Genomic DNA, 14,353 nt, shown 5'->3' on the forward strand with positions numbered 1-14,353 from the left:
GGTTTTTTCTTTTTGTTTGTCGGTGAATGTGTTGAGATTTTTATGAAAAAGGGCACAATCACTGCAACTTTCCAATATGGATCTGGGATTTGCCACAATGAAAATTCTTGTTGATGAAAACATGCCTTACGCCGAGACGCTGTTTAGCCAGCTTGGTGAAGTGATTTTGAAGCCGGGCCGCAGTTTGACGGCTGACGACTTGGTGGATATTGATGCACTGATGATTCGCTCAGTGACGAAAGTGAACGCTGCATTGATCAGCAAAGCCAACAAACTGAAGTTTGTCGGTACCGCAACAGCGGGCATGGATCACGTTGACCAAGCGCTATTGAAAGAAAAGGGCATTTACTTTACTGCGGCTCCAGGTTGCAACAAAGTGGGTGTCGCTGAGTATGTCTTTAGTGTCATGATGGTACTGGCACAGCAGCAAGGTTTTTCGGTTTTTGAACAAACCGTTGGCATAATTGGTGCTGGGCAAGTTGGCAGTTACTTACAGCAATGTTTGCAAGGCATCGGTATTAAAGTGCTGATCAATGACCCTTTTAAGCAAGAAGAAGGGGACGAACGTGAGTTCACCTCGCTGGATCGTTTGTTGCAAGAAGCGGATGTCATCACCTTACACACGCCAATCACACGCGACGGTAAATATCCGACACATCACCTGATCAACGAAGAAATTCTAAACTCATTGCGTGCGGATCAAATTTTGATTAACGCTGCACGTGGTCCTGTGGTCGATAATCAAGCGCTTAAGCGTCGTCTGCAACAAGCTGATGGCTTTATGGCGGCACTTGACGTGTTTGAATTTGAACCAGAGGTTGATATGGAGCTACTGCCTCTGTTAGCATTCGCCACCCCTCACGTGGCAGGTTATGGCCTTGAGGGGAAAGCTCGCGGAACCACAATGATCTTCAATAGTTATTGTGAGTTCATCGGTAATGAACTTCGTGCGCATGCCAGCGACCTCTTGCCAACTGCGCCTGTGCCAAAAGTGGTACTGGATCGCAAGTGGGATGAAGCAACGCTCCATACCCTGACGCAATTGGTCTACGATGTGCGTAGAGATGACGCACAATTCCGACGTGAAATCGGTGCGCCAGGTGCGTTTGACCTAATGCGCAAAGAGTATTGGGATCGTCGTGAATACAGTGCAGTCACGCTAGTGGGAAGCGCGCAATGTCGTTTAAAACCACTAGCAAAACTAGGTTTTCAAGTTGAGGTAAGTCAATGAGCCAACAATACAATGTTGCCATTCTAGGGGCGACCGGAGCGGTCGGTGAAACCATTCTTGAAGTGCTTCAAGAGCGCAAATTTCCTGTCGGTGAGTTGTACTTGCTAGCCAGTGAGCGCAGTGAAGGTAAGACTTACCGTTTCAACGGTAAAACAATTTACGTGCAAAATGTTGAAGAGTTTGACTGGTCGCAAGCGCACATTGGTCTGTTCTCTGCTGGCGGTGATCTTTCTGCGAAATGGGCGCCTATTGCAGCAGAGGCTGGTGTAGTCGTGATCGACAACACGTCACATTTCCGTTATGAGTACGATATTCCATTGGTGGTTCCAGAAGTTAACCCAGAAGCCATTGCTGAATTCCGTAACCGCAATATCATTGCCAATCCTAACTGTTCAACCATCCAGATGCTGGTGGCACTTAAGCCAATCTACGATGCAGTAGGTATTGAGCGCATTAACGTTTGTACATATCAGTCGGTTTCTGGTGCGGGCAAGGCAGGTATTGATGAGCTAGCGGGACAAACCGCGAAACTCTTAAACGGTATTCCGGCGGAAAACAAACAGTTTTCTCAGCAAATTGCGTTTAACTGTATTCCACAAATCGACAAATTCATGGATAACGGCTACACCAAAGAAGAGATGAAAATGGTGTGGGAAACGCAGAAAATCTTTAATGATGCGTCGATTACCGTTAACCCAACGTGCGTGCGCGTCCCGGTTTTCTATGGTCACGCTGAAGCGGTTCATATCGAAACGGGTTCACCGATTGATGCAGAAGAAGTGGTTCGTCTACTGGAAGAAACCGAGGGCGTTGAAGTATTCCATGGTGAAGACTTCCCAACCCAAGTTCGCGATGCCGGTGGTAAAAACCATGTGATGGTTGGTCGCATCCGTAACGACATCAGCCATCACAGTGGCGTGAACTTGTGGATCGTGGCTGATAACGTGCGTAAAGGTGCCGCAACCAATGCTGTTCAAATCGCAGAAGTGCTGATTCGCGACTACTACTGATCTCGAAACACTCGGCTTCAAGCCTTAAGAATACTCAAGCCTCGCCATGTGCGAGGCTTTTTTGTTCGATTAGAGAGCAATTGTGTGAGATTAGTACGAATATCATGTCAGACCCACATTTTTTGGCTTAATTCCTATAGTTTTGCCGTGGTTATCCGATATATTTAACAGATCATGATTTAAATTATAACTAAGCACAGAGCTGAGCCTTCTATGCGTCAAATTTTTAAGCGCCTGTTAGCCCCTTTATTGCTAATGACTGCGCTACCGACATCAGTTTCACAAGCGGACGGCATTCGATTAGTCGGTCCTACTGGTGAAGTGCAATCATCGCCAAGTTTTTCAGAACAAGTTGAGCGTGCCAACTCGCCACTGCCTGTTTCCGATGAACCTTCTCGTTTCTATGGCCCAACAAGTGCAAACGAAACCTTGTGGTCAATCGCCAGCAAATTACGCCCCGCAAATAACGTCTCGGTACAACAAACTCTCTTAGCCATTTACCGATTAAACCCGCAGGCGTTTGAAAACCAAAATATTCACAGTTTAGTACCTGGTAGTACCTTGCGTGTGCCGTCGCTCGCTCAAGTGCGCAGCGCTTCAACCGAGCAAGCGGTTACGGTGATGAAAGCACATCAGGATAAGCTCAACGCGACTTCTCGTCCTATTGCGCCAACGCCAGTTACTCGCCCAGTCAAAGTGACGCCAGCGACACCAGCCCAAGCAGTGAGCGAAACGGTGAAGGTGGAGTCCCCAGTCGACACTACACCAGTGAAGGCACCAGATGTTCCTCAAGTGAAAACACTTGAGAAACAGCTCGAGATGTCTGAAAGCGAATTAACCGCGCTGGAAGAAAAGAACCACAATTTGCGTTTGATGTTGGCGGAAGTTCAGTCCGAAGTGGATGGATTGAAAACGGAGCTGGGTGATGAAAACCGTATTCGTTCCGAAGTTGAGAAGTTACTCGCGGAAGAAAAGGCGAAGCTTGAAGAACAGCAACGCATGCAACCATCGGCGTTTGATCAATTCTTATCAAATGGCTGGATGGTGGCTGCCGCTGCCCTGATTCCTGGGGCATTGATCGGCCTTTTGATTGTGATGCTACTGGGGCGCCGTAAAGAAGCGGAGCCAAGCGCAAGCGAAACACAAACTGAAGCGCCATTAACACCACCGCCAATGTCAGATTCGGATCTGGACGATCTGACCGATGATCTCACCCTCGATGATGACCTCTTCAGCGACAGCGATGACAATAGCGAGTTGCTGTTTGATGACACTATGGGAGACGACGAAAACGACGTCTTTGGTGATCTTGACGACAGTGATCTCGATTTCAATCTTGAAGGCGAAGATGGTGAAGACCCATTTGCTAGCATCGGTGATGACGGCGATCTGGATACTGACTTCGACGACTTTGACTCATCAAACAACGGCATCAGTGTTAAAGGTTCTGACAAAGCGCTGGGTCTTGAAGAGATGGAGCGTGCGCTGGATGAAGTTAGCCCAGAGCTAGAAATCACTGACGACGAAGAGAGTGACTTTGATCTTTCTGGTGAAAACGTCGGCATGTCAGAAGATGACTTAGCGGAATTGCTGGCGTCCGATGAACCGACGGAAGACCTAGGTGATTCAGCCCTTGACCAGTCAATGCTTGATGATCTGTTCTCCAACTTGGGTGACGATGATGAAGTTGACGAATTTGATTTAGGTTTAGATGAAGATAGCGCGGCTGCACCAACTGAAAACAAACAGATGTCTGATGCAATGTCTGGAACGATGGCATCAGATGAAGATATTGATCAGCTACTGGCCCAGTTTGATGAGCCAGTCATCGATGAATCAGAACTGGAAACGCAAAGCAGCCTAGACGAATTAGAGTCACTATTGGAGTCTGGTGCTGACGACACGCAAGACGACTTATCCACCTCATTGTTAGATGAGATGTTGGAACAGGCTTCAGATGATGAAGTGAGCCTCGATCCTCTTGATGAGCTCGAAGCTCTGGCGGGTCTAACTGACGATGAGATTGAGGTATCGCCAACAGACACCGAGCTGCTTGATGAGCTACTCGAAGCGGACGAAGAAGAATCACTTGATGAATTTGATCCACTCAGTGAGTTAGAGGAGCTCGCGGCCTTTGGTCAAGATGAGGTTGTGCCTGAGCTGGATGAAAACAGCACCGATCTGCTCGATGAATTACTTGAAAGCGCACCAGAGAGTGATGAGTCGCTTGAGTGGCCAGAAGAAGAGTTGGCAACGGCAGAGGAAAGCGATCTCTTTGATGAACTGATTGGCTTAGATGAGAGCGACAAAGCTCAAGAGGACGATGCCGCTGAATCGTTCGATTTTGCCGCAGAGCTGGATGCTGCATTAGATTCATCAGAAGATTTTGTTGAACTGTCCGTTTCTGAACCTGCGATTGAAGAGGTGAGTGCGGAAGTTGACTCGGTAGACAACACAGCGATTGATGAGCTATTGGATGACGTTCTCCCTCTTGAGGAAGCGTCACCTGAGCAAGATGAACTGACGGCAGAGGTCGAAGAACTTGTTGAGTCCATCGATAGCCCAATGGCTGACGATGAATTTGAACCAACAGAATTCAATAGCAGCCATTTTGCTGAAGATTTGGCTAACGTTGCGCCGACGCTTGATCCACTGCTAGATGCATTCCCAGAGGATATTGAAGAAGTCAGCACCGCTGAAGCAGAACTGAATACCGATCCCCAGAACCTACAAGAGTCGCTGGACGATTCAACAGAATCACTGCTTGAAGAGGCGGCGCCGTCTGAGTCTGTCTTACCTACAGAGCTGCTTGCCGATCTGCCATTGGAAGAGGGGGAAAGTGGTGATGCCGATGACATCGATGCTCAAGATGACCAAGATGATGATTGGTTGCAAGCCGCCATTGATGAGGTAGAAAGCCCACGTCAGTCAATCGATGAGTATGAGCCTACAACGCAGACGGAAACCGCAGAGCAAGAACTGCTTTCTGACCATGAGATAGCGACAACGGCACCTGAGCTTGATGTTGAGGAATCACAAGAGCCACAGGAAGAAGACTGGCTACAAAGTGCGATTGATGAAGTTGAATCACCGCAGATTGATTCAGAGCTGCATGAGGTCGATTCAGATGAGCGCATTGCATCGACTTCTTTGGCGACAGAGGTTACTGAAGAAGCGTTAGATGGGCATCCTGATGACGCCATGCTTTCAGAGCTCGATGACACACAAGCTCAAGACGATGAGCTTGTGGATCTTATTGACGATATCGCAGAGCCTGTTTCGACTGACGCAGAAGCGTTGTTGGCGCAGGACATTGAGGATGCTCAAGAGCTTGAGGCAACTGCAACGGAGATGCCGTTAGAAGAGCCTGTTCATGAAACGCCGACACCAAACGCAGTGCCAAATGAATTTGGTACTCCCGTCGAAGAAGATTGGGCAGAAGCAGAGACTCTTTTTGATGGTCTAGTAACCGACAGTGAACTGCCACAAGCACAACAAGAAGAATCGCTAGCAGGATTAGCAGAGGCTGAATCGACGGCAGAACAGGACGACAGTCTCGACGACTTAGAACTGTTGGAATTCGATGAAGAAGATGCACTGGAAGCCTTAGCTGATGAGTCTGCACAAGAAGCCAATGCGGTGCTCGGTGAAGATGCTATCGGCTTGGATGAGTTAGCGCTTAACGAGTTTGGCGAAGATGACGAGTTGGCTGTGCTAGCCGATGAGCCTGGTTTTGCGGAACCTTCGCTTGAGAGTGAGCTTGAAGACATTGATCTTGACGAACTGGATTTCCCAGAGTTTGGTGAAGAAGAAGCGTTAGCCTCTCTTGAAGAGGAGCCGATGCTATCTGAGGTCGAATTGTCTGAGTCGGATTTGGCGACGCCACCAATCGACGAAACTGAGCTACTGGAGCAAGCTGAAAGCGCGGTGACCGATCTCGGCAGCATTGAGTTTGATGAGAGTGAACTACCGGAGTTCGGTGAGGAAGATGCACTGTCTGCAATGGCAGATGGCCCTTCACTCGCAGATTTTGAATTAGATGAGCCCGTTGAAGAAGGTGAAATCGACCTTGCTGATGAGGTTGAGTTTGACGAACTCGAACTGCCAGAGTTTGGCGAAGACGAAGCACTGGCTGCGATGGCAGACGAGCCTTCTTACGACGCTCCGGTTGTGGAAGAGGAAGTGTTTGCGGCTGAAGAGCCAGCCGTTGAATCCGACATCACAAGTGACGACTCCGCGTTAGATGAAGTGCTTGAGCCAAGCGAAGTCGCAACTGACAACGTAGAAAGTGCAGAAGAGCAAGCTCAAGCCGAAACAACGGACGATGTATTCGACTTTGACGAGCTAGAGCTGCCAGAGTTTGGCGAAGACGAAGCGCTGGCCGCAATGGCAGATGAGCCTTCTTACGACGCTCCGGTTGTGGAAGAGGAAGTGTTTGCGGCTGAAGAGCCAGCCGTTGAATCTGAAGTGACCAGCGAAGAATCTGCGTTAGATGACGTTCTTGAGCCAAGCGAAGTTGCAGATGACAACGTAGAAAGTGCAGAAGAGCAAGCTCAAGCCGAAACAACGGACGATGCGTTCGACTTTGACGAACTCGAATTGCCAGAGTTTGGTGAAGACGAAGCACTGGCCGCAATGGCAGACGAGCCTTCTTACGATGCCCCAGTTGTGGAAGAGGACGCGTTTGCAACGGAAGAGCCAGCCGTCGAATCCGAAATCACAAGTGACGAGTCCGCGTTAGATGAAGTGCTTGAGCCAAGCGAAGCGGCAACTGACAACGTAGAAAGTGCAGAAGAGCAAGCTCAAGCCGAAACAACGGACGATGCGTTCGACTTTGACGAACTCGAATTGCCAGTGTTTGGCGAAGACGAAGCGCTGGTCGCAATGGCAGACGAGCCTTCTTACGATGCTCCGCTTGTAGAAGAGGAAGCGTTTGCGGCCGAAGAGCCAGCCGTTGAATCTGAAGTGACAAGCGAAGAATCTGCGTTAGATGACGTTCTTGAGCCAAGCGAAGCGGCAACTGACAACGTAGAAAGTGCAGAAGAGCAAGTTCAAGCCGAAATAACGGACGATGCGTTCGACGTTGACGAACTAGAATTGCCGGAGTTTGGCGAAGATGAGGCGGCAGAAGCGGTTGCCAGTGAGCCAAATATCGAACCTGACGCCGAGCCTGAAGCAGAATCAGATGACTTTGAAATTGATGATATCGAACTGCCAGAATTTGGCGAAGAAGATGCCATTGTTTCGGTTGCAGAGGAGCTCGAGGAAGCGCCAATTACCTCCGAGCCAGAAGAGCAAGATTATCATTTTGACTCTTTAGAATTACCATCGATAGAAGAGAGTGGTGAGTTAAATACGGTTAACAAGCCGCATATCAATCCTTCTTCTTATGAAGAACAAGATGCTCTATTTGATGTTTTTGCTCAGGAAGCGGGCTTCAATATCGCAGAAGACGAGGTACTTCATTCTGAATTTGATGAAGCAGCGATGGCGGATCTGCTTTCTGAAGACGCTTTGGATGATAATTTCTTCCCAGAATCGCCCGATGATGAAATGGCTGCCAGTGCTGGTATGGACATTGAGGCGATGTTGGAAGTCGGCGGCGACGACTGGAATGGCTTTAAACTACCGGATAATCCATCAGCAGAAGTAACGAGTGATGTGCCTGCTGAAGAGCGCGAAATTTGGAGCTCAGAAGAGGCCCTCCGACAACCCAATATCGATGAGGAAAACTGGGCCGAACAAGACGACTTTGATCCGAAGAAAAACCAGTACATGACGATTGACGAGCTCATGGCTCAAGTTGATGGTGATGAAGTGGAGTTCGAAGAGGAAGATCTCAAACTGGATGTCGGCCTGGATGAATTTCCTGACGTGATTGGGGACATTAGCAACGTGGATGTGGATGAAAACGCAGAAGCGTCGGGTAAATTGGATCTGGCAAAAATTTATATCGAAATGAACGATGCAGAAGGGGCAATCAAACTGCTCGAAGAAGCGATTGTTTATGGTGATGATGATGTTCGCCGTGAAGCGAAGAATCTCATTGATATGATTAACGGCCGTTAGTTTCAGTTCTTAAGTAACAAGGGGCAGCTTTCGCTGCCCCTGTTTTATCGCTCGAGGCTTGAGGATTAGAAATTCCAGCCACAACCGTTTATACTTCCCGCCCCAAATTCAAATCGAAGGTTATCATGAGAATTGCATTAGGCATCGAATACAATGGCACTGACTATTTCGGTTGGCAGCGTCAACGCGAAGTCGCCAGTGTTCAAGAAAAGCTGGAGAAGGCGCTGTCGAAAGTGGCTAACCACCCAGTAGAAGTACAATGTGCAGGTCGCACCGATGCTGGGGTTCACGGTACTGGGCAAGTGGTTCACTTCGATACCAATGTTGAGCGTAAAATGGTTGCTTGGACCATGGGGGCCAATGCGAACTTACCCAAAGACATCGCAGTACGTTGGGCGAAAGCAGTACCAGATGAGTTCCATGCGCGTTTTTCAGCAACCGCACGCCGCTACCGCTATATCATTTTTAACCATGCATTGCGTCCCGGCATTTTGGGCTCCGGTGTAAGCCATTATCATGGCGAGCTTGATGAGAAGAAAATGCATGAGGCGGGACAATATTTGTTGGGCGAAAATGACTTCACCTCGTTTCGCGCGGTGCAATGTCAATCGCTCAGTCCATTTCGCAATATGATCCATTTGAATGTGACACGTCACGGACACTATGTGGTGATCGACATTAAAGCCAATGCCTTTGTACACCACATGGTGCGCAACATTACGGGCAGCTTAATTATGGTCGGCCGTGGTGAGCAAGATCCAGAGTGGATCAAATGGTTGCTAGAAGCGAAAGATCGTAAGCTCGCCGGCCCGACGGCCAAAGCCGAAGGTTTGTATCTCGTCGATGTGGACTACCCTGAAGAGTTCGATTTACCTCGCGAGTCGATCGGTCCGTTGTTTTTGCCCGATAATTTGAACTAATCGAGAGATTCAGATTCAAAAAAATGAGTAACTTAGCGTGCGACTTTGACTGAAAAAATAGGTACAACCAGTTTTTTATCTACAGTTGTCGTTATATGTGGTTTAATCCACACGCGTAAATTCGAATTTTTGTCTTTCGCTATGGAGCGGAAGCGTTGAGAGAAAAGGTCTTCCATGAGTTGGCTTGAAAAGATTTTAGAAAAAAGCAACATCGTAAGCTCACGTAAAGCGTCTATCCCTGAGGGTGTGTGGACGAAATGTACTTCATGTGAGCAAGTTCTGTATCACGCGGAGCTTGAGCGTAATCTTGAGGTGTGTCCTAAGTGTAATCACCACATGCGTATGAAAGCGCGTCGTCGTCTAGAAACGTTTTTGGACGAAGGCAATCGCGTGGAGCTAGGTGGTGAACTTGAGCCGCAAGATAAACTGAAGTTTAAAGACTCTAAGCGTTATAAAGAGCGTATCGCAGCGGCGCAGAAGAGCAGCGGTGAGAAAGACGCCCTTGTTGCGATGAAAGGTGAATTGCTAGGCATGCCTATTGTCGCTTGTGCGTTTGAATTCTCATTTATGGGTGGTTCAATGGGCTCTGTTGTCGGTGCGCGTTTCGTACGTGCGGTTGAAGCGGCAATGGAAAACAACTGCGCGCTGGTATGTTTCTCAGCAAGTGGTGGTGCACGCATGCAAGAGGCTCTGATGTCTCTCATGCAAATGGCAAAAACCAGTGCGGCGTTAGAGCGTCTATCTGCGAAAGGTCTGCCGTTTATCTCTGTGATGACCGACCCAACCATGGGTGGTGTTTCAGCGAGTTTAGCGATGCTTGGCGACATTAATATCGGTGAGCCGAAAGCGCTGATCGGTTTTGCTGGTCGCCGTGTTATCGAGCAAACCGTACGTGAAGATTTGCCTGAAGGCTTCCAGCGCAGTGAGTTCCTACTTGAGCACGGTGCCATCGATATGATCGTCGATCGCCGTGAAATGCGTCAGCGCGTTGGTGGTTTGATCGCCAAGCTGACCAATCACAAGTCGCCTCTCGTTGTTTCTGTGAACGATTCACCAAATGAAGCGGCATATTCTGTACCAGAAGCGAACGAAAAAGGGTAAAGTAGCCTCTAACAAACAACCAAGTCTTTGATGGTTATCGTTAGATGAAACAAAACTCTATTCCACAAGCCACATCCCCTATGGCGGTGTGGCTTGATTATTTAGCCAACATACACACTTCTGCCATTGATCTTGGCCTAGACCGAGTTCAAGCTGTTGCTCTCAAAGCAAACCTCACCAAACCTGCACCTACTGTGATCACTGTTGCTGGCACGAACGGCAAGGGTTCAACTTGTGCGTTAATGGAAGCGATCTTACTTGATGCTGGATATTCCGTTGGCGTGTACAGCTCGCCACACTTAATTCGTTATAACGAACGAGTCCGCATTAATGGTCAAGATCTTGCGGACGAAAAGCACTGTGAAGCGTTTGATTTCATTGAGCAACAACGTGGTGATATCAGCCTAAGCTTGTTTGAGTATGGAACGCTGGCTGCATTACGCTTGTTCCAAACGGAAAAGGTCGATGTGGTTCTTTTGGAAGTTGGGCTGGGCGGGCGATTGGACGCCACCAACGTGGTGGATCACGATGTCTCAGTGATCACTAGCTTGGCGCTTGACCACGTAGATTGGCTCGGAGATGACATTAACGTTATCGGTTTTGAGAAAGCGGGCATTTATCGTAGTGGTAAGCCAGCTATTTGTGGCCAACCAACGCCTCCGTCAACCGTTGCCGCACATGCAGACGATATTGGCGCAGAGTTTTACCAAGTCGGTATTCAGTTTGACTATCAGCTTTCTGGCGAAGGTTGGCGCTGGCAGCATGGTGCTTTCGCATTGGAAGATTTGCCTCTCCCAGGTTTGCCTTTGCCAAATGCCGCAACCGCGTTAATGGCGCTAGGTGCCTCCAATCTTGAACTGAGCGATATCAACATCGTCAACGGACTAAAAAACGCTAAGTTAGCGGGTCGAATGCAGGTGTTGCAGACAGCGCCGTTAATTCTTTTGGATGTGGCGCATAATCCTCATTCCGCGGAATATTTAGTGACTCAGCTTCAGTCTCGCTACCAAGGCAAAACCATCCATGCGGTGATTGGCATGTTGAAGGATAAAGACATCAAATCCACGCTAGAAGTTTTAGCGCCCGTGACACGCCATTGGTACCCTGCCTCGCTGACAGGACCAAGAGCCGCGACAGCAGAAGAATTGATTCAATATTTGCCGCAAGGCACACAAAGTTATACCGATCCAGCACACGCTTTTGACCAAGCACTGTCACAAGCTCAATCTGATGAGATAGTGTTAGTGGTTGGCTCTTTCCACACCGTGGGTGAAGTGTTGGAGCATTGGCAACAAAACAAAGGTAATTAAATGGCAAGTAAGTTCCAAAGCCGTCTGGTGGGGACCATTATCTTGGTCGCTATCGGCGTGATAGTGCTTCCTGATGTCCTCGATGGCCAGAAGCTTCACTATAAAGAAGAGTTTGCCACCATTCCGATCAAACCGGAATTGAGCAACGAGGTAGAGAGTTTTGAAATTCTTGAGCCCGTAGAAGACGACATCAAGCTACCAGAGTCTCCTGTGGTCGCGACGGTGGGGCAGTCTGTGTCAACGTCAAGTGAAACGCAACAAAGCCAAACAAAACCGAAATCTGTTGAAGTCAAAATCAACGAGGTCGCAGAAAAGAATAACTACGAAGATTCAGCATGGATCATTCAGTTAATGGCACTGCGTAATGAAGAGAACGCGCAGAACATGGCGAAGGATTTGCAGAAACGCGGTTATCAAGCGCATACCATCAAAGAAAATGGTTTTACTCGAGTTGTAATTGGTCCTGATGTGTCAAAAAGTAAACTTGAAAGACAAGTCGTGGAATTGGAAAAAATTACCGGTTCCAAAGGTCAATTGCTCAAATTTAAACCACTAAACCCATAAGAAAACGTTTGCGTCAGCATTTTTTCTGTTAAAATGCGCGCCAACTTAAGATGAAGAAAACATGAATTGGTTAGATTTTGTCATTTTAGGTGTGATCGGATTTTCAGCTCTGATCAGTTTAGTTCGCGGTTTTGCGAAAGAAGCATTGTCATTGGTGATTTGGTTTGGAGCCTTTTTTATCTCCAGTAACTATTACACCAAACTCGCGGTGTATTTCACCAATATCGAAGATGACATGTTTCGAAACGGAGCCGCAATCGCGGCATTGTTTGTCGCGACCTTGGTAGTTGGTGCAGTGGTCAATTATGTCATTGCTCAACTAGTACAAAAAACAGGGCTTTCAGGCACAGACCGAATTTTGGGTGTGGTGTTTGGCGGTTTACGTGGGGTGCTAATTGTCTCTGCGGTGCTGTTTTTTATGGATGCTTTTACGGCATTCCCAAGTTCGGAGTGGTGGAAGAGTTCGCAACTGGTCCCTGAGTTCAGTCGAATCATTGCCCCATTCTTCGAGCATTTACAAGCAACATCGAGTTTTTTGTCTGGCACTCTCTAGCGGTGCCAGCTACTGTCGCAAATCGAGGATTAGGACATGTGTGGTATTGTTGGAATCGTGGGCACAACCCCTGTAAACCAGTCAATTTATGACGCGTTAACAGTGTTACAGCATCGTGGCCAAGATGCCGCTGGTATTTGTACCATAGAAAGCAATCGTTTTCGTCTGCGTAAGGCAAACGGTCTGGTCAAAGATGTGTTTGAAGCAAAACACATGCAACGTCTTCAAGGCAACGTCGGCATTGGTCATGTACGCTATCCAACGGCCGGTAGTTCAAGTGCTTCAGAAGCACAGCCTTTCTACGTTAACTCGCCATTTGGCATTAGCTTAGCGCACAACGGCAACCTGACTAACGCGCATGAAGTTCGTCAGAAATTGTTCGAAAAAGATCGCCGCCATGTGAATACCACCTCAGACTCCGAAGTTCTTCTTAACGTTCTTGCTCATGAAATTGATACAGTAAAAGGCAACGTTACTGCCGATGATGTCTTCCGAGCCATCGCCAATGTCCATCGTACCATTCGTGGTGCTTACGCCGTTACAGCGATGATCATTGGTCACGGTATGATTGCCTTTCGCGACCCACATGGTATTCGTCCACTTTGCTTAGGTAAGCGCGAAGAGAACGGACAAACGGAATACATGGTGGCGTCAGAATCAGTAGCGCTGGATGCGGTTGGCTTTGATTTTGTGCGTGACGTCGCACCAGGTGAAGCGATTTACGCGACTTTTGACGGTGAACTCTTTACCAAGCAGTGCGCTGACAATCCAAAACTCAACCCGTGCATTTTTGAGTTCGTTTACTTTGCACGTCCAGATTCGTTTATCGACAAAATCTCTGTTTATAGTGCACGAGTCGAAATGGGTAAAAAGTTGGGTGAGCGTATTAAAGAAGAGTACGCCGATCTTGATATTGACGTTGTCATTCCCATTCCAGAGACCTCTTGTGATATCGCACTGCAAATTGCTCAAGCGATTGATAAGCCGTACCGCCAAGGGTTTGTTAAAAACCGCTATGTCGGCCGTACCTTTATCATGCCGGGCCAGCAATTGCGTAAAAAATCGGTACGTCGCAAGCTCAATGCCATTCGCTCTGAATTCAAAGATAAGAATGTACTGTTAGTGGACGACTCAATTGTACGTGGAACCACTTCTGAGCAAATTATCGAAATGGCAAGAGACTCAGGCGCTAAGAAAGTGTTTATTGTCTCTGCTGCACCCGAGGTGCGTTTCCCGAACGTTTACGGCATTGATATGCCAAGTGCGACTGAGCTTATTGCGCATGGACGAGATAACGAGACGATCTGTAAGCTGATTGGTGCTGACGCGCTGATTTTCCAAAAACTGGAAGATTTAGTGGATGCGGTGGGCTTAGGTAACCTTGATATTACCAAGTTTGATACTTCGGTGTTTAACGGCGAATACGTGACGGGGGATATTGATCAGCAATACCTCGATTTCCTAGATTCGATGCGTAACGATGATGCAAAGGTTCAGCGCGAGATTCAACAAGATCTGGCTAACCTAGAGTTGCATAACGAAGGTGCGTAATCGACACCGGAGTTCAGGGTTAAGATAAGACAAATAAAAACCAG

General features: G+C 48.0%; 9 protein-coding genes. All 9 read left to right on the forward strand.

What is annotated here, in order from left to right; translation table 11 throughout:
* The first annotated feature begins 97 nt into the window (after positions 1–97).
* The 9 genes from VV1_RS09415 (at position 98) to purF (ending at position 14,309) form a co-directional block, all read left to right on the forward strand.
* Positions 98–1,231 (forward strand): 4-phosphoerythronate dehydrogenase, encoded by a 1,134-nt coding sequence (locus VV1_RS09415; RefSeq protein WP_043921088.1) that lies wholly within the window; start codon positions 98–100, stop codon positions 1,229–1,231.
* Complete coding sequence (locus VV1_RS09420) at positions 1,228–2,241, forward strand: aspartate-semialdehyde dehydrogenase (RefSeq protein ID WP_011079887.1); 1,014 nt, start codon at positions 1,228–1,230, stop codon at positions 2,239–2,241. The genes VV1_RS09415 and VV1_RS09420 overlap by 4 nt, the downstream gene beginning before the upstream one ends.
* Before the next feature lie 213 nt (positions 2,242–2,454).
* On the forward strand, positions 2,455–8,310 hold the full coding sequence (locus VV1_RS09425; RefSeq protein ID WP_011079888.1) for a FimV/HubP family polar landmark protein: 5,856 nt from the start codon (positions 2,455–2,457) through the stop codon (positions 8,308–8,310).
* Positions 8,311–8,435: 125 nt separating this feature from the next.
* Positions 8,436–9,230: a tRNA pseudouridine(38-40) synthase TruA gene (truA, locus tag VV1_RS09430; RefSeq protein ID WP_011079889.1), complete on the forward strand. Its 795-nt coding sequence runs from the start codon at positions 8,436–8,438 to the stop codon at positions 9,228–9,230.
* 174 nt (positions 9,231–9,404) lie between these two features.
* The gene (accD, locus tag VV1_RS09435; protein ID WP_011079890.1) at positions 9,405–10,331 is read left to right on the forward strand and encodes an acetyl-CoA carboxylase, carboxyltransferase subunit beta; all 927 of its coding nucleotides are present in this window, start codon (positions 9,405–9,407) and stop codon (positions 10,329–10,331) included.
* Between the two features lie 44 nt (positions 10,332–10,375).
* Positions 10,376–11,641, forward strand: a complete 1,266-nt coding sequence (gene folC, locus VV1_RS09440) for a bifunctional tetrahydrofolate synthase/dihydrofolate synthase (RefSeq protein WP_011079891.1) — start codon at positions 10,376–10,378, stop codon at positions 11,639–11,641.
* Positions 11,642–12,205 carry an SPOR domain-containing protein gene (locus VV1_RS09445; protein ID WP_011079892.1) on the forward strand — a complete coding sequence of 188 codons (564 nt, stop codon included), beginning with the start codon at positions 11,642–11,644 and terminating at the stop codon, positions 12,203–12,205.
* Positions 12,206–12,266: 61 nt separating this feature from the next.
* A complete protein-coding gene (locus VV1_RS09450) occupies positions 12,267–12,758 on the forward strand; it encodes a CvpA family protein (RefSeq protein WP_011079893.1) in 492 nt (163 codons plus the stop codon).
* Positions 12,759–12,794: 36 nt separating this feature from the next.
* Positions 12,795–14,309: an amidophosphoribosyltransferase gene (gene purF / locus VV1_RS09455; protein ID WP_011079894.1), complete on the forward strand. Its 1,515-nt coding sequence runs from the start codon at positions 12,795–12,797 to the stop codon at positions 14,307–14,309.
* Positions 14,310–14,353 lie beyond the last annotated feature (44 nt).

The organism is Vibrio vulnificus CMCP6 (assembly GCF_000039765.1).
GTDB lineage: Bacteria > Pseudomonadota > Gammaproteobacteria > Enterobacterales > Vibrionaceae > Vibrio > Vibrio vulnificus_B.